Annotated in this window: 15 protein-coding genes; 4 read left to right on the top strand and 11 right to left on the bottom strand. The window is 44.0% G+C overall.

All coding sequences use genetic code 11. From position 1 onward, the window contains the following. Positions 1–275: 275 nt before the first annotated feature. From MARME_RS04025 to MARME_RS04010, 4 genes are all read left to right on the top strand, one after another. Positions 276–1553, top strand: a complete 1278-nt coding sequence (locus MARME_RS04025; RefSeq protein WP_013659982.1) for an O-acetylhomoserine aminocarboxypropyltransferase/cysteine synthase family protein — start codon at positions 276–278, stop codon at positions 1551–1553. Positions 1554–1831: 278 nt separating this feature from the next. Then, positions 1832–2323 carry a 5-(carboxyamino)imidazole ribonucleotide mutase gene (purE, locus tag MARME_RS04020; RefSeq protein ID WP_013659981.1) on the top strand — a complete coding sequence of 164 codons (492 nt, stop codon included), beginning with the start codon at positions 1832–1834 and terminating at the stop codon, positions 2321–2323. 1 nt (position 2324) lies between these two features. Then, positions 2325–3392, top strand: coding sequence for a 5-(carboxyamino)imidazole ribonucleotide synthase (purK, locus tag MARME_RS04015; protein WP_013659980.1), 1068 nt, complete (start codon positions 2325–2327; stop codon positions 3390–3392). A 216-nt stretch (positions 3393–3608) separates the two neighbouring features. Beyond that, entirely contained in the window at positions 3609–4082 is a 474-nt protein-coding gene (locus tag MARME_RS04010; RefSeq protein ID WP_013659979.1) for an Lrp/AsnC family transcriptional regulator, read from the top strand. A gap of 76 nt (positions 4083–4158) precedes the next feature. On the opposite strand, the gene MARME_RS04005 is transcribed toward MARME_RS04010, so the two are convergent. The 11 genes from MARME_RS04005 to MARME_RS03955 all read right to left on the bottom strand — a co-directional run bounded on the left by MARME_RS04005 (position 4159) and on the right by MARME_RS03955 (position 17172). Continuing rightward, positions 4159–4440, bottom strand: a complete 282-nt coding sequence (locus MARME_RS04005; RefSeq protein ID WP_013659978.1) for a putative quinol monooxygenase — start codon at positions 4438–4440, stop codon at positions 4159–4161. Positions 4441–4460: 20 nt separating this feature from the next. Beyond that, positions 4461–5810 carry a hypothetical protein gene (locus tag MARME_RS04000; protein ID WP_013659977.1) on the bottom strand — a complete coding sequence of 450 codons (1350 nt, stop codon included), beginning with the start codon at positions 5808–5810 and terminating at the stop codon, positions 4461–4463. Positions 5811–5934: 124 nt separating this feature from the next. Continuing rightward, on the bottom strand, positions 5935–6618 hold the full coding sequence (locus MARME_RS03995) for a response regulator transcription factor (RefSeq protein WP_013659976.1): 684 nt from the start codon (positions 6616–6618) through the stop codon (positions 5935–5937). A gap of 18 nt (positions 6619–6636) precedes the next feature. Continuing rightward, on the bottom strand, positions 6637–8040 hold the full coding sequence (locus MARME_RS03990; RefSeq protein WP_013659975.1) for an ATP-binding protein: 1404 nt from the start codon (positions 8038–8040) through the stop codon (positions 6637–6639). Beyond that, on the bottom strand, positions 8037–8885 hold the full coding sequence (locus tag MARME_RS03985; RefSeq protein WP_013659974.1) for a protein kinase domain-containing protein: 849 nt from the start codon (positions 8883–8885) through the stop codon (positions 8037–8039). The genes MARME_RS03990 and MARME_RS03985 overlap by 4 nt, the downstream gene beginning before the upstream one ends. Then, positions 8882–12286: a type VI secretion protein IcmF/TssM N-terminal domain-containing protein gene (locus MARME_RS03980; protein ID WP_013659973.1), complete on the bottom strand. Its 3405-nt coding sequence runs from the start codon at positions 12284–12286 to the stop codon at positions 8882–8884. Before MARME_RS03980 ends, MARME_RS03985 begins: the two co-directional genes overlap by 4 nt. 9 nt (positions 12287–12295) lie before the next feature. After that, positions 12296–13489, bottom strand: a complete 1194-nt coding sequence (gene icmH / locus MARME_RS03975; RefSeq protein WP_013659972.1) for a type IVB secretion system protein IcmH/DotU — start codon at positions 13487–13489, stop codon at positions 12296–12298. 15 nt (positions 13490–13504) lie between these two features. Beyond that, positions 13505–14830: a type VI secretion system baseplate subunit TssK gene (gene tssK, locus MARME_RS03970; protein ID WP_013659971.1), complete on the bottom strand. Its 1326-nt coding sequence runs from the start codon at positions 14828–14830 to the stop codon at positions 13505–13507. Positions 14831–14848: 18 nt separating this feature from the next. Further along, positions 14849–15361 carry a type VI secretion system lipoprotein TssJ gene (gene tssJ, locus MARME_RS03965; RefSeq protein WP_041647752.1) on the bottom strand — a complete coding sequence of 171 codons (513 nt, stop codon included), beginning with the start codon at positions 15359–15361 and terminating at the stop codon, positions 14849–14851. Further along, entirely contained in the window at positions 15358–16380 is a 1023-nt protein-coding gene (locus tag MARME_RS03960; protein ID WP_013659969.1) for an FHA domain-containing protein, read from the bottom strand. Before MARME_RS03960 ends, tssJ begins: the two co-directional genes overlap by 4 nt. Positions 16381–16449: 69 nt before the next feature. Beyond that, positions 16450–17172 carry a substrate-binding periplasmic protein gene (locus tag MARME_RS03955; RefSeq protein ID WP_013659968.1) on the bottom strand — a complete coding sequence of 241 codons (723 nt, stop codon included), beginning with the start codon at positions 17170–17172 and terminating at the stop codon, positions 16450–16452. Between the last annotated feature and the right edge of the window lie 7 nt (positions 17173–17179).

Here is a 17179-nt window from a genome sequence, read left to right as displayed (position 1 = left end):
ACATTCTCGCTCTCTTTATTCCTTGCTAACTTTCTTGCTACAAAGAAATACGAACTTGGATCTAAACAATAAGTGGAACGCTGAAGCCAGTAGACTTGTTCACGCCTTCCCTAGCCTTCACTTTATTTGATTTTCTTCCCATTTCTTTCTAATGTTTGCACAGTTTCCTTAGACCATAATCGGAAATTTACTCGTTTTCTTAAAACCAGCATGCTAAAACCTCAAGTGAGATAAACGCTCGTTCAATGGATCAATAACTATAAAAGGCACGAATTATGAAACTCGAATCCCTCGCGCTGCACCACGGCTACACCTCAGAAGAAACAACTAAAGCAGCCGCTGTCCCCATTTACCAAACGACTTCTTATACCTTTGATAATACTCAACATGGTGCTGACCTTTTTGATTTAAAAGTGCCCGGCAATATTTACACGCGCATCATGAACCCAACCACGGATGTGCTAGAGCAACGTGTTGCTGCGATGGAAGGCGGTATTGCTGCGCTGGCTGTAGCATCAGGTATGGCCGCTATCACCTATGCGATCGAATGTATTTGCGATGTTGGCTCAAACATCGTCAGCACCAGCCAGCTTTACGGCGGTACTTACAACCTGTTCGCGCACAGTTTTCCAAGACAAGGCATCGAGACGAGAATGGTATCTGCGGATGACTTCGACGGATTTGAAGCCGCAATCGACGAAAATACTCGCGCTATTTTTTGTGAGTCCATTGGTAATCCAGCAGGCAACATTGTCGATATTGAAGCGCTTGCTGCCATTGCCAACAAACACGGTATTCCGCTGATTGTAGACAATACAGTGGCCACCCCTTACCTATGTCGCCCTATCGAACTTGGTGCACACATAGTAATCCACTCTCTTACTAAATACATAGGCGGCCACGGGACAACGATTGGCGGTATTATTGTCGACTCAGGCAAATTTGATTGGGTCGCGAACAAAAAGCGCTTCCCTATGCTTAACGAACCCGATCCGTCCTACCATGATGTTGTTTATACAGAAGCGCTTGGCGCCGCGGCTTATATTGGCCGCTGCCGAGTTGTGCCTCTTCGCAATACCGGGGCGGCCATTTCGCCTCATAGTGCGTTCATGATCCTTCAAGGGCTTGAAACACTCGGATTACGTATGGAACGTCATTGTGAAAACGCTGAAAAACTGGCGAAGTTCCTAAACGATCACGAAAAAGTAAGCTGGGTTAACTACGCGGGCTTGCCAGATAGCCAATACCATGAAATAAGCAAACGCATTACCAGCAGCAAAGCATCAGGCATTTTGAGCTTTGGCATCAAAGGCGGTCTTGAGTCTGGTACACAGTTCATCGACGCTCTGAAGATGGTGTTGCGACTTGTTAATATCGGTGACGCGAAATCATTAGCGTGTCATCCGGCATCGACCACGCACCGTCAATTAAACGACGAAGAATTGGCAAATGCTGGTGTTAGCAGAGACTTGGTACGTATCTCTGTTGGTATCGAAAATATTGATGACATCATCGCTGATATTACTCAGGCTTTGAACTGCGTAACGGCATAAAATCCTCTTCAATACATAACCTTTAGACCTCTTTGTCCATCAGACAACAAGAGAGCTAAAACATGTGGCGTCTGCGCAACTTACACAGACGCCACATCTCACCTATTCAGATACAAACTTACGCTTTCAAAGGTCGCAGTTTTGGCGAAAATTCGCTATATTAACGCCCAAATTGAATCAATAGTGCTCCATCCCCCTCTCATTTAATTAGAAACCGTACAAAATACCGTTTTGTGCAGTTCTAATACGCATTGGAGCAATCAAACAGGAGAACTGTCTTGCAAGCAAAAGTTGCCCTTATCATGGGATCTAAAAGCGATTGGGCCACGATGGAAGGTGCCACTGAAATTATGGATAAACTCGGTGTAAGCTACCACGTCGAAGTGGTTTCCGCTCATCGCACCCCCGTTAAATTGGCTGAATTCGCAGAATCCGCTGTAGAGCGTGGTTTCGAAGTGATAATTGGCGGCGCAGGCGGCGCAGCGCATTTGCCGGGCATGGTAGCTGCACACACTCGCTTACCTGTTCTGGGTGTGCCAGTTCAAAGTAAAGCACTGAACGGCATGGACAGTTTGCTTTCTATTGCACAAATGCCAAAAGGCGTAGCGGTAGGCACGCTTGCGATTGGTACAGCAGGGGCATTTAATGCCGGTCTTTTGGCGAGCCAGATCTTGGCAAATAACGATGCAGAACTTGCGAAACGTATCGAAGCCTTCCGCCAAGAGCAGACTGAAACTGTTCTAAGCAACCCAGACCCTAGGGAGGCATAAAATGTCACGTATTTGGGTACTTGGCGCAGGTCAGCTTGGAGCAATGCTTAAACAAGCTGCTACTCCTCTAGGCTTGGATGTTCGCCCTGTTGATATCGAAACAAAAGAAGTATTGCCGTTACACGAAGATGACATTGTCACTGCTGAACGTGAAGATTGGCCTGAAACAGAAGCGACTAAGCAATTAGCGTCTCATAAAAACTTCGTTAACCTTTCAACATTCCCACAGCTTGCAGATCGTCTAACACAAAAGCAGTGGATTGATAAACTGGATCTTGCAACGGCACCTTGGTTTGCTGTTGAAGACGACAGTACAGCACAAAAAGCCTACGACCAACTTGGTGAGCGTGTACTGATGAAACGCCGCCGAGGCGGTTACGATGGCAAAGGTCAATACTGGCTTAAGCAAGCTGAAGGCACAGAAATTCCAGAAGATTGGAAAGGTCTAGCGATCGCAGAGCAAGCCATCAACTTTGATGAAGAAGTGTCGGTTGTCGGTGTTCGCGGTAAAAACGGAGAAAAGTACTTCTATCCGTTAACATTAAACCTGCATATCAATGGCATACTGTACGCTTCAGTTTCGCCACTGGACAGGCTCAAGCCTCTACAAGCTAAAGCAGAAGCGATGCTTGGAAAATTGATGGACGCTCTCGACTATGTGGGCGTCATGGCGATGGAATGTTTCCGAATTGGCGATGACTTGCTTATCAATGAGCTTGCTCCTCGCGTTCACAACAGTGGTCATTGGACGCAAGCAGGCGCAAGCGTCAATCAGTTTGAAAATCATATTCGTGCAGTCGCAGGCTTGCCTCTTGCTCCAGCTGAAATTAAAAACCAGAGCATGATGGTTAATTTAATTGGCGTTGATGTTGACTACAATTGGTTAGCGAGCAAAGGTCTAGAGCTATATTGGTATAAAAAAGAAGTTCGACGCGGTCGTAAAGTGGGTCATCTAAATGCTTGCTCAGGCGATATCGGACAATTAAAAGCGATATTAAATGACTTAAGCAATATGCCTGCTCCCTATGATGAAGCTTTAAGTTGGCTAGAAAGTAACCTTTCAAACTAAGCTTTCTTAGCCTGCTCTCCTAAAAAGGGTCGATTTATCGGCCCTTTTTTTATGAAAATCGATCCCTGCCTATATTTATCATTTATAAAATGCCGTCTTCCTCCAAAATTAAAGCATGCACTTAAAAAGGAAGAATTGTGCTTGTTCTTGCTGAAAAACACGATATCCTAAAGACTATTGTGCTCTTTGACCGTATAGACAGACAAGGAAATTTACATGAGTGCGTTAGAATTAGACTGCTCAGATTGGCGTTTATTAAAAGCATTACAGGGGAATGCGCGCCTTTCAAATGTAGCTCTATCTGAAATCGTTGATTTATCACCTTCTCAGTGCTCTAGAAGGTTGCAACGATTAGAACAAAATAACATCATTGAAGCTTATCAAACGCAACTCAATTCCGTCGAGCTGGGTTATGAGGTAACCGCCTTTGTCACGGTGACCTTGGACAAAAGCACATCTGACGCTATTCAACTTTTTCAGAAAAACATAAAGTCACTCGAAACCGTACTCGAATGCTACTCAGTGACTGGTGATGACGATTATTGGCTCAAAGTCATTGCTAAAAACCTTCCGGAGTTATCAGATTTTCTGACCGAAAACCTAGGTAGCATGCCCGGCATCAAAAACGTAAGCTCTACGATTGTCTTAAATAAGATAAAACACACAAGTGATATCCCTTTGCCTATCTAGGGGAGGTACGAACACATCTTATGAGCTTAAACCTTATAAGAGAAACAGCCTATTAAGGCGAGAATGGGTAGAAGTGTTATTGCGTACTTTCTTTGATGAGGTAATGGCGCTCTACATTTATCGTAGCTTGCCCCCAAGGCGACGATTTCACACGCGCCTGATGAAAATCAAACGCCGCCTGAGAGCTAAACTCTTCATAAACATCATAACGACATGAGTTTACAGGGTCTTTCGAGACGTTAAACACTAAACACCCTTCTTCTGCTTTTGTTAGCGCAATATGTTCAACCAGCGCGTCCTCAACAAGCGCCAGCTCCGCTTCTGGAATCACAATGTACCCACTTAAAACTATTTTCAAAACTTACCTTCTACCGTTGCTTAAATGTTTAACCACTGAACTAAAACAGCCATCGCAATAGCCACAATAGCCGACATAAAAAGACCATAACGTACGTTAAGACGTGACAACCTGATGTTATCAAGCTGATACTTTCCTGCAACCGATAGGTTAATCCCAGAGAGAGGGCCGATTGCAGTACCCACGCCCCAAGCACTCAAACAAACGAAGGCGAGCAAGGTATTGTTCACGCCATCAAAAGGCACAAGAGCACTCATTAAAGAAATCCCAACGATTGGATGCAAACCAGCAAGTGCAACCAAGCATATTGCGATATAGCAAGCATACGCAGCCCAAAACCCGAACGTGTCAAACAAAGTCCAATTACCGCCTAGAATCAAATTAATCAATAAAGACACACTTGCAGACATAAAGCCGGCAGAAATGAATAAAGAAATCTCGTTGATCATATTCGGTAAGCGGAGTGAAACATGCTCCTCAATCCTGCGCACTGTTTTGTTTTGACCACATCGAACCAATAGAAGACACAGTATACTCAGCGGACATACAAACGTCACAATGGATAAAATAGGCAAGGCTTCAAAGACAAAATAATGAAAGAACAAGACAACAGCGGCTAGAAAGACTGGAAACACGAGACTCGTAAACGAGACAGGAAAGCCTATAAAGGTTTCGAGCTGATTCATCCGCCGAAGTTCCCACATACTAAAAAGCAAAGCCACCATCGCCACGGGGATGCCAACCAGAAGCAGCTCAAGATACACCGCAGACGGAGCAACGGAAAAAGCCACCGCCATCGAAGCAAAAAATGGGGACCAAAAACCGGCTGTGGTCAGTGCTCTAACAATAACGCTTAACTGCCCGTCGGTCATAGGCTGAGTTCGCTGAAGCCTATCGCCTACTAAGAATACGGAAGACAAGTTAATCACCGCACCTAACAGGTGAACGCTTACCCACGTACTTAAGGCACCTTTGAGCTTTCTAACGTCGCCTTTGCTCTGTTTTGAATTTGGTAGCAAACTCAAAAAAGAAACCCCCACCAGCATACTCGTTATGCCTAGGTTCGCCTTAAGCACCCTTGCTAAATCACCAAAGGCAACGTCTTTAACAACAAAAGCAACGCCACTACAAATAACACCCACGCTAAGTAAAAGGATCACTTGTATTCGATTACGCGAATTTAGTCTTTTCAGAGAGGAAAGAAGAACAAGCCAATATAAAAAAGCAGATAAATAGACGAAGAAAAACAAATCAGGGACGAGCGATAAAATAAAGCAAACGGCACCAAGCACCACAGCAAGCCCAGTCTTATTTAATCTATTCTGACGCCACTTCTGAAATACGCTCTTTAGAACGGAATGTTTTTTCACTCAATCCCCTTGAAGCGGACAAAAATGCAGTAGGCCTAAAACGCTATAAACACAGAAACAAAAAGGAACTCAGCGCACGTACAAACACAGCGAACAGAACTGCCTGTATCAAGGATACTATCAGCTACTCACACTTATAGCCGACGCCATACACGGTTTGAATCACGCTGTCTGATCCACCTAGTTTTTTACGTAAGTTACGCATATGACTATCGATGGTTCTATCATTGACGACACGATCGTCGTCGTAGCACATGTCCATCAATACTTCGCGCGAAAAGATGCGCTTAGGTCGAGTCATCATTGTGTGTAATAGTTTCAATTCAACAGAGGTTAGCTCGATCTCGACACCACTGACAAAACACAGATACTTTTCAATATCTATTGTGATATTACGATAACTGATCAGCGTTGTTGGTTCATTTGAGGCACTGGCTTGGCTTTTTTTAATTCGCCTTAAGATAGCATTAACGCGAGCAACCACTTCATTCGGTAAAAAAGGCTTACAAACATAGTCGTCTGCACCAATGTTTAGTCCCTCTAAACGATCTGACTCGTCAACACGCGCTGTCAGCATGATAATTGGGACTTCATTGTCCATTGCTCTCAGTTGATGGCATATCTCAAACCCTCCAACTGCGGGCAACATTACATCAAGAATGACTAGATCAGGATTGCCTTTTACGATTTCGGTTACGGCATTCTCTCCTGAATGAAACAGTTGAACGTCATAACCGTATTTTATTAGATAGTCCGATAGAATTTCGGCTATTTTTATTTCATCTTCAATGATGTAAACAAGCGACATCTGAATTGAACCTATTAACTAGCTTTTCGGTAGCTCCACTATTATTTCAAGTCCATCGTATTGCGAGGGTTTTGCTACGATAGTCCCCTTATGTGCATCCACAATATTCTTGCAAATAGCCAAGCCTAAGCCGCCTCCTTTTTTCACTCGATTACGCGAACTGTCCTCCCGGTACAAGGGGTCAAATAGATGCCGACAGTTACCTTTAGGGACACTCGGTGCCGAGTCACTGATGCTAAGAACCGCCTTATCCTGATTCCAGTATACAGAGACCTCAACCAATCCAGGTGATTGAGTGTAATCGACGGAGTTAGTTAATATATTTTTACACAACTGCAACAAACGAGAACGGTCACCAGAGATTATCACAGGTTTGCCAACGAGTGATAACGTCAGCCCACTTTTCTCAGCTTTAAGTCGCAACGCATCAACAGCTTCAGAAACAATTTCAAGTAGATCAAGCGGCTTAAACTCATATCGCAACCCACCAATATCCGACAACGAAAGCTCATAAATGTCTTCAGTAAATTTTCGAAGATGATTTACCTCCTGCTCAATTGAGCAGAGCCTTTCCAAATCAAATGAGCGTATGCCGTCTTTGATAGATTGAATTTCTCCCGTCAGAACCGTCAGCGGTGTTCTCATATCATGGGAGATGTTCGCTAACCATTGTTTACGCGACCATTGCGTACTGTGCAACGTGTAAGCGAGGTAATCTACATCGCGCATCAATTCACCCAGCTCGTCTTTTGATGTTTCATTTAGACGCACATTGTAGTCACCCTTTGATATGCTTCCGATTGTGCTCATTACTCGACGTATAGGTTTTAAAATAACAAGAGAAGCGAAAAAAGACAGTAAAGCGGCGGCAGCAATACTCAAGATGCCAAACAACAGGCTTCGCTCCCATTGCTGCTTAGATACCTGAGTTTCCAACGGAGAATTAAAGTGGCGCGAAGGAATACTGGACAGTCTCGCAATCACCTCTCCATGATACTTAACGTCTACCGTCACAAATTGTCGCTCTGGGTTGATCAATTGCTCAGAACCTGCCAGAAAGTCGCCATTCAAATCAAAGAGCGCCGTCGGCGGTTTCGCTCGTTGCCCTGGTAAAATTCGAGCCCGATCAGGAGGCAAAGGGCCTTTGGCATTTGCAGGGCGCCCAGGAAAACGAGAGATAATGTTTGCGACTTTATCTTTAGGCATAGCGTAAACATCGGAACCATGCTCTTCGTACAAGGATATCAACTTAGGCTCTAATCGCTGAAGACGAGTCTGCTCCAAAGCATTTGTATAATCAAAAAAACCTTGCTCGTAACTCCAGCGCGCGAGCACTAACATTGCGCTAACAAGCACCAAGGTAGAACTCAACAGTATGACCATGAGTTTTTGGAAAACCGTAAAAGAATCCCAGAACTTCATGACATCCCTCCGTTAAAGAGCATCAGATTTTGTTCGGCTCTCGGCAACGCCGTTGCGCTCTCTTTGGTTTCTATTTGGGAATGGGCTACATTAAGATCAGCCTTGATTAAGCCATAATGCTGCCTTGCTTGTCTTTCCACTTCTCGTTCCAAACCAAGCCATTTAAATGTGTCACTTGGGTGAAAAAAATTCTCTAAGTAAGTCTCAGAGCGAACATCTGCTACCTGATATTTTGCATTCCCACTGGCAAGCATACCAATACATAGAAGCGCAGCGTAGACATCCATATAGGGATGTGCAATAGAAACCTGTTTGGGATACTGATAACAAGGTGTAACCTGAATCACACCTCTGTCAGCGAGGGGCTCCCCAATACGGCGCATATTTGCAAAATCAATCAATGACAATGTGTCACTTTTCCCCATGATCAGGTTACTAAGCTTGATATCGCCATGCACGATTCCCTCAGAATACAGGTCATCAAGCAACGCAAGTAACTGCGTGATCATGCTTTTACGTTGCTCTAAAGTAACAGCAGAATTGCGTAAGAGTTGATCTACGCTGCTACCTTGAACATAACTACTTGTTAGTAACAAAAACGATCCACGGCGTTCTAACGAAGCATTACGCTGAACACTCAAGTGAGTACGTCGAAGTCGATGAAGCCACAACGCTTCACGCTGGAGGCACTGCACCTCTAGAGGAGACGTCGCGAGCTTAACTCGAATCTCTTTGTCATCTTGATCGCCGTTCCCCTTAAACCTAACTAAGAAACAACGCGGTCCAATTGACTCTATTACCCCGTTCGGAAACAAGGTGTTTATTTCATCAAAGAATGGGCTCATAAGACAGTTGGAGGCGTCGCTCCCTCAAAAAATCGAGGTGAAAACGGCTGACTACCACTCTTCGATTTGATCCTAAGATTGGTATAGCTATCACCAAAAACGTAACGCCAAGAAACATCATCCGTTCCGACCATTGTCGCCCCTTTCATAAGGCTAGCAATGCGAAACCAACTCCATTCTCCTACGGCCTTTTCTCGAGTACCTGAGCCTTTTTTATCAGTCGTGACAATAAAAATATCTTGCGTTTGGTTGCTGGGTATTGGCCAACTTTGTTCTTGCCAAAAAAGCGGACCATTTTGATATTCGAATAAACGCGCTCCGGATTCCAAACCAAAACGCGTTAAATTCGGCGACATCTGCTCCGCTCTAATAAAGAACTCAAAACCCACCTTATCCTTGATAAACAAACCACTCTGAAAACGTTTAGCGGTCTCTAAAAACGGCGAATATCGCGATGATAATGATGCGTATTGATGGGGAATAAAGCCCTTTAACAAGGTGCTATTCGAACCGACCTGCTCAAAATAAACGCTGTATTTGTTATGAAACAGATCTAACATGCCACCTTGTTTAAAGTAATCTTCAAAGTCAGCTAATGATGTATCATATATGGATGAACGATCAAAAGGGTAGCGACCGGAAAAACGCTGCTGATAGTAGTTCGAAAGAACCGTCCAATCATCATTAATCACCGAGCGCATTTCATTTAACGCCAAGCGGTTAATAGTACGAGCTTGTCCTTTGAGTAAGAAAGGTAAAATGGGGTCGCTGTAATCATCGGACACCCCTTCTAACTGAGCCAATACATTACTCGAATCAGCATTGGTTAACTGCTCTAAGAAATACCGACCACGACTTGTAATTTCTTTTGACTTAGCTACCCAATCCTGAGTTTGTCCTAATTTGTTAAGCGCAATATCAAGACGAGTTTGCCCCTCTTTATTGGGTTCTACTAGTTTATGTAGCGTGAGAAATGGCGCGCTGATTGAAGCAGCCGTTCGCGCAATCGTACTGTTTAAGGAAGCGTCATTAGCATTTTCGTCGGACTCATCCGTTGATTTTTGAGTTTCCTCTTTATCTGTTTCTTCTGGACCTTTTGATGCCAAATTAGTATGCGTGTTAACTAAGCTATAAAATTGAGTAATCGGTGAAAACACCGCATCAGTGACCAACTCGAGCTGTATTTGGCTGTCTCCCCAAGATGAGACACTGGTCCATGTTACGTTGGACGTAATGTCTTTCCAGTAGTGTATATAGTCCGTGATATAACGTTCGCGAAGCTGACGATTAATTCGATTTAGCTCAGCGTCACCACTGATTCGTCCCATCACACCTTCGTACGCTTGGATCGCTTCCGTTGCTAACTCAAAGCCTGTTTCTGCATACAAGTCTTCAAAGCCACGTCGAGTGAACAGATACGGGACGAGATAACCTGTAAAACCAGGTTTGAATGTAAACACCTCAGTGAACGATGGATTCAATTGCTCTCTAACGTCGATTCGGCGAGCAAACTCTGGGTGCTGTAAAATATGTTGATACAGCAACTCACTAAGGTCTTGTGAAGATAACGAAGAGCGCACCAAGGTTAACAATTCAGAATCCGCTGCTGGCGGCACTGCACCAGAGTTTAAAACATCCTGCGCAAGCAATTTAAAGCGATCTACCAGGTCAGCATCACCCTCTCCTTCTTCCTCCAATTCAGAGATATAGTAATGGGTTAACGCCGTAACATCTGCGCGATTGGGGTTGTATAAAATCTGATGTAAATTTAAAAGCTCTAGCGTTTTTACTTTGTCATCAAGCGAGTTATAAACGAACATATCTTTCAGTATGTAGTCTCTCATCAGTGTTAAGAGCACGTCATTCAACTCAAAGTGATAGGACTTACTAACGTATTTCTCGATCCCCGAATCAGGTAACCATTTCGACACATACCAAGGCTGCTGTTCCGTTTTATACAGTTCATTGATCTCCCTCAGCTCCGACAAACTAAAGATCGGAGAAGAAAGGTCATCCCTAACAATCACATCGTGCTTTAGATTGTCTTTGTAGCGTTCTAGCATGACCAATGCTTTATTATCAATGGTCGATTGATAATCATAATTGGCTTTTAGAAGCCAGACGAAACCAGCAAATAAAGAAAGTAACCCAACGCTAACGCAAAGTTTTGCGGTGCGATAACGCCACTCTTTTTTCTTATGCACGCCGACCAAAGAGGCTTCTTTGACAATATAATGCTTAAACACACTTTTGCTGAATAGACTTAAGCTTGTCGTCTTTCCATGTGCTCCTTCTAGAGATTCAAACCCCAGATCAGAAGCGTGCATAAAAGTAAGGATGTCGGTCGATGTCGTTTCACCGCCTGCATTAATGAAAAAATACCCGCGAAACTTTAGTTCAATATCATCAAACTGGTGTTGGCTAAATGTCAGTGATAAAAAATCTTCTATGTCATACCGCAATGCCGATAACTGAAATACGCCTGATACTGAAGACTCTCGATAGTCGGCATTTAATTGGCGCTTTAGCGATTCGCTTAGCGTAACGGATAAGCGAGCCAGTAAGTCGTCAAACGAACTATCAAACCACGTTTTTTCATAACCGCTACCATCCGACAAGGCGTGCAATGAGCCAAACGCTTTTTCTCGTTCACTTTCATCCAGCGTTGAGAACAGCTCACAAAAGTCTCGAACGCTCGACATTTGAGTAAAGAGGCAATAAGCAGGCAAAGCCAATCCGGTGCGGGTATTAAGGTCTGCCAATATCGTTCGATAGCGCTGACTTAAGTCACTAACACCAATTTCACTTTGATTAATTAAACTGTTCAAGCTGACAGAACAGATAACGCCGTTGAACGCTTGGCGCGGACGTTTTTTAAGAACGTGCTTGTACAACGCTTCTAAGCTGGCGACAACCACTTCCTGTTCATAACTTAGATCAAGCGATATCAATACAGCGTCATCAGAAACCCAGAAGCGCAATGCTAATAGATCGTCTGGAACAGGCTCAGACGATTCAATACTTTCAAAGCCCATTTGCTGAAGCCATAATTGTTCTTCAGGAATGCTCGGAGAAAGGTGTACATACCAGGGAACGAAATAAGGGTTGGTCGACAAGCGACTGTGTTTCTTTTGAACTTGAGCCAGTCGAGTACTTACAATTCTATCTCGCCAATCTTTTTTTTGCTTTTCTCCTTCATCCACTTTCGGACGACGTAAATAAAGGTAGACAAGCCAGCTTAAGAGAACAGTAACCACAATAAACGTGGCAATTTCAACCGCGACCACCCAAAGAGGTGTGAGAAAAATCACCCCAAATAGCCAAACTATAGCCGCGATTATCAGACTGAAAACGAGGCCTAAACTCGAAGCCATTGCTATGTTTTTTTTCTTTCCTGTCATGCTTAAGGCCTACTGCTTCCCATTTAACATAAATGCATCTGAAATACCGGCGGCACGTGCAGCGTTCAATCTTCGCGCTGCTAATATTTTGGTGCCACTCTCACTTATTACTCGAAACTTCCCCTTCCAGGCATCAATCGAAGCATTCGGCAAATCTCGTTTATACTGACTCACAAATCTTTGCGCATCACCGATCGTGTTGAAGGTCGCAAGCTGAACAATCCACACTGTTTGAGGAGAGCTCACCCCAGTCACGTGAGCGTTGGTTTGATTACTAAATGAGATTTGTGCTGTTTGCATTTCTTCAGCAGTGCTGTAATACACATATTCCGTATCCTGATCGCTCGCTTGCCCATAATAGGGTTCGGTATAGTCTGCTAATTGAATAAACGGCTGAGCTTTTTGAGGCAATGTGATGTCATACCAGTAATACGCTCCCAACCAAGTCGCTCCCACTAAAAAAAGAAAAGAAGCAAACGAACGCCACAATCTAACTGGCTTTTTAGGTTTGATGACTTTTGGATATTCCGCAATATCAGAGACCAGAAGTGGAAGTCGCTCAGATTCAGAAAAAGAGCGGCCTTGGGCAAAAACCGACTCTTCAATCCGCTTCATTAATGCGTCTAATTGGTCCTTACCATTTGCTCGATAACGGCCACGAAATCCCATTTTGAGCATGATATAAATCAGCTCAAGTAAATCGACTAATAAAACTGGCTGCAATAAGGCTCTTTCAGCGACAACATAAAATTGCTCACCGCCGTTTTTTATACCAAATAACTCACTCACAATGGTCTGATTTTCCCAGCCTGAAGACTCTCCCCAAGACGAATGCAAAATTTGCTCATCCAACATCACGGCGAAAAGAAAACAGGCCTTATCCGCAACAGATGGCGGATAATCCAGTTTCGCAACCTTGTATTTAAGATCTGTTAGCGCATTTTTAATGCCAGAACGAAAGGCGAACATGTCCGTCGGACACTGCATTCTTTTCACAGAAATAGTCAATGACAGAAGCTCAGAGCCTGCTTTCAATATGCTGTTTTCAAACAGTTGTCCATTCTGTTGGGCAATACTGTAGCGAGCATGATTTTTTAGCGCATTCACGTTATTTAAACGTGCCGACACACTACCTAAATCCGCATTGACTCCTTGGCTATCGCTAACAATCGCAAGGGTTTCTTCGTCTAACAGTTCTTTCATAGTCGTAATTTGCCTTTAACCTAGCGCATATAGCTTGATCGATAAGTCTGGAACTCGGCTATCTACATGCAACGCAATGGGTTCACGTTTTGCTTTTAGTTGCGTCCAATACTCGTGCGCTGAATCGATCTCGAAATAGGCCACATCTGCTTGCGCTTTTAATTCACTCGGTGCAACGGGCAGCAGGTGAATACCAACACCAGATTGACTGTTACGAACTAAGTCTGCAATTTTTGACAGGCCGCTCAACGTACACGCACTTGGGAAGACCTGACTTAGCGCTGGCGTTCCCATTGACGACTGGACGGAAATAACAAAACGGCGACCCTCCATTTGATTGAGGTTAGGAATGGATAAGCGCAACAAACGACGGCGTTCAAATAAGTTTTCGTCCCAAGAAAATTCGGTCACACTGTCACTTTGCACCATCGACAGTTTCTCTCGAAGCTCTGAGAATAAATGGCCAAAAACGCTTTTAAGGTCATCTCGATTAAGCGGTTTCGGAGCTTGGACAACAGCAGGTTTGAAACTCTCTAATTCGCCAGAAAAGGCAAGTAACCCCTCATATAGAGCTTCTATACGAGTCTCAGGTTGCTCCAAAGTCAGGTGCAACCATGGAATCCAGCGGTTCAATGTTTGCAACCAGAGAAACTCTCGCATCAAACTGAGGTCGCTTTTCGTTTGTTGGCCAATCCCAATTCTCTGGACAACGCTTTGCGCTCGCGCCTCTGTTAGGATATAGAGCTCTTTTATTCGCTCTTTAAGAAGTTGTGACGCGCCGTATTGCAAGCAGGTAGGAATAAAACTTTTATCCAGCACAACATTAACATCTTCGCGACGCTCTAAAATACGCGCGATTGGTAAAAGTGCTAAGCCCGTTATATCTTCCCCTTCTATCACTAAGCGAATATTAGGATCAGCGACCTGAGCTTCAATCGCGCTTTGACTCTCATCGCTAGAATCAAACAAACTAATGTTGCCCAATGCGAAGCGGCGTTGCTCCGCTGCTTCGCCATATTCATTTTCACCCTCTACCGCGAGGGGAAGTCCAAGGAAAATTCGTTTATTTATGGTTCCTTCAGGAATCTCAAGCAACAGCTCTTTTGAGCAGTCAAATAACGTCCCATCAGGGAATACGCCACTGCAATGAGTCACACTAAACTTGCCTAGTTTTAAATAGTTATGCTCAATTTCAAGAAGAGAGACACCAAAACTCCGACCTTCAGAAGTCAAAGAAATGTACTTTTGAATATATTGCGTAATATGGCGCTCTTGTTGCTGAAAGTGTTGAGGGGCAATAAACATCCCCTCCTTCCAAACAACTTTACTGTGATGTTTCAAATGGCGCTCCTTAAATCCTTAAAACTTCCACCACGCTTCTTTGACCGGTTGCGTAATCTCAACTTTGTCATGCGTGATGGCAATAAAAACGGGGTAACTTTCTGGTTCTTCCACCAAGGCAACTGAGGACTTTGAGGTGGCGGTTTCATAATTCGAAAATTCTGCAAATACAGCTAGAAATTTTGCTTGCTGCTGCACATCTAACACGAGCGTTCTTTTTTCCCCCGGAAGCACGGCTGACAATTGCTTAGTGTCAATTAATGAACCCGCCAGCGCACTCTGGTCATCACTGTATAAACGGGTAAAGCTCGCTTTATCAAAGTTACCTACATCGTTGAGTTGGTATATACGCAAGATAACAGGCCTTGCTTCACCATCCTCAAATACATTAATGTCTCCAGTCGCTTCAATATTTAGCTCAATATTTAGCGCTGGTTGAAACGCGCTATTGCTCGTTGAACTACAGCCGACCAAAACTAAGCCTAAAAGGCTGCCTAATGTGATCAACCGAATCATTGATAGCACTCTCATCGTTTGTCTCTCAACTCTTCAAACAACAACGCTGAGAACTGACGATAAAATTCACGTCGTTCCTTTTTACGATTAAATTGTTTTTTGTATAGTGACCAATACTTTTTATCTTTCTTACCCCAACCAGAGATATAGTCATTAAACTCGTCTTCTAATTGCTCTGGGTTCAAATCATCTAAAAACTTATCTAGTGTAGACTCTATGCATGCCACAAGACTTTCGCGATCGACAGAAGTCGACAAGGTGCGTTGTTGTTGCTCGATGATACTATTCAAGCGACTGATGCTGTTTTCCAACGCTGCAACCTGCGCACTTTCCGTCACTGCGAGAGATCGATTGGGTAGTGTTGACGTCGCCTCACCCATTTCGGGTTCCGCTTCTTCAATCATCACAATCTCTTCTACGCTATCATCTTGCTCTTGCGGCTGCTCCATTGCCCAACGCTCGTCATCCTCAAAAGGGTCGTAGCCATATGAATCTTCGCCCAGCACATTGTCCGCTGAAAACGCTGAATCCTCTTTCTTTGACAGCCCTTCTTTTGCCCCACTATCGCCCGAGAGCGTGCTTTCTATCCCCAATGTGGCATCATTTTTATCATTCAACACTTCATCTAAACTAAAGGGCGATGCCTGATCGCTTAACCGCTCGTCTTTCACTGGCTTAGGCGCTGTTACCTCATCATTCTCTAATGCAAACAATGATTCCATATCACTAAATAAGAGAGTGTATGCCCCTATCCGAACGTTATCGCCGTCACTTAAACGTTGCGCTTCACCTTTGCCAAGAAGAATGTCATTAACAAATACCCCATTCGTACTTCTGTCGACTATTTGGTACCCACCTTTTGGGTGCGGAAGCACTTCGGCATGCACTCTAGAAAGTGTTCGTCCAAAATCAGGAAGCTGTATCGTACATTCGAACGATCGCCCAATCGTGCCACCTGAATCAGGCAAGGACACCTGTCGACTAGCAACCTGCTCGTTATCTGGTAATTCAATCAGCTGAAAGCTAACGGTCATAAAGTTTCTCTTGTCCTTTATTTACAGCCCCATAACAAAGGGGCCTAAGAAAGTACTTAGTTCAAAAGCTTATAAACACTTCTCTAAAGACGCATTAAATCTGTCTAAGAAATTAGGCGTTTCTGCTAAGAAACTCTTTGAAAAATGCATCATAAGGTCTTGCTTCTTCAGTCTTACTTTTTTGAAGTAATCTAAAGGAATACCCGCTTTTTTTAACGAATCTTCAAACACTAATTCGTACTCATAAGCCACATCTAAGTCCCCTTGCCACAGCATTTGTAACAGCGCATCAGCGTCACGGGGCTTCTTGATAACATTGTACCCTTGTCTCTTTAAAAACAACCATTTACTCGTATTGAATTTTGCACCATAACGTAAGTTGTACTTGGACGTCTCATCATCTAGGTCTTGAGTCACACTTGGAGCAATAAACCAAGCCAAATATTCGGAAACCACAGGTGACGACGGCTTCGCATAGGTTGCTCGCTGACTGTTTGCCGAACCAGAAAAGAAGCCGTCCATATGCCCCGTTTCAACCATGAGTTGCGCTTTATCCCAACGCATCACATGGATTTCATAAGGCTGCCCCATTCTCTGCATCGTACACTTAACCCGATCAACGGCCACGCCGCCTATCGTGCCATTTTGATCAACGGTCTGATACGGCGTCCAGATTTGTGTGGCAAGCTTCACTCTGTCTTCAGCCATAGCAAAACCGCAAACAAGGAGAAGCAGAGCCGCAAACGCGGCTCGCTCTAACTTAACGCTAACTGAATATATGCAAACTAACACGGGTACC

It is taken from the genome of Marinomonas mediterranea MMB-1 (genome assembly GCF_000192865.1).
Taxonomy (GTDB): Bacteria; Pseudomonadota; Gammaproteobacteria; order Pseudomonadales; family Marinomonadaceae; genus Marinomonas; species Marinomonas mediterranea.
Note: the sequence above shows the minus strand (reverse complement) of the source record. Positions and strands in the feature narration are given on the sequence as shown.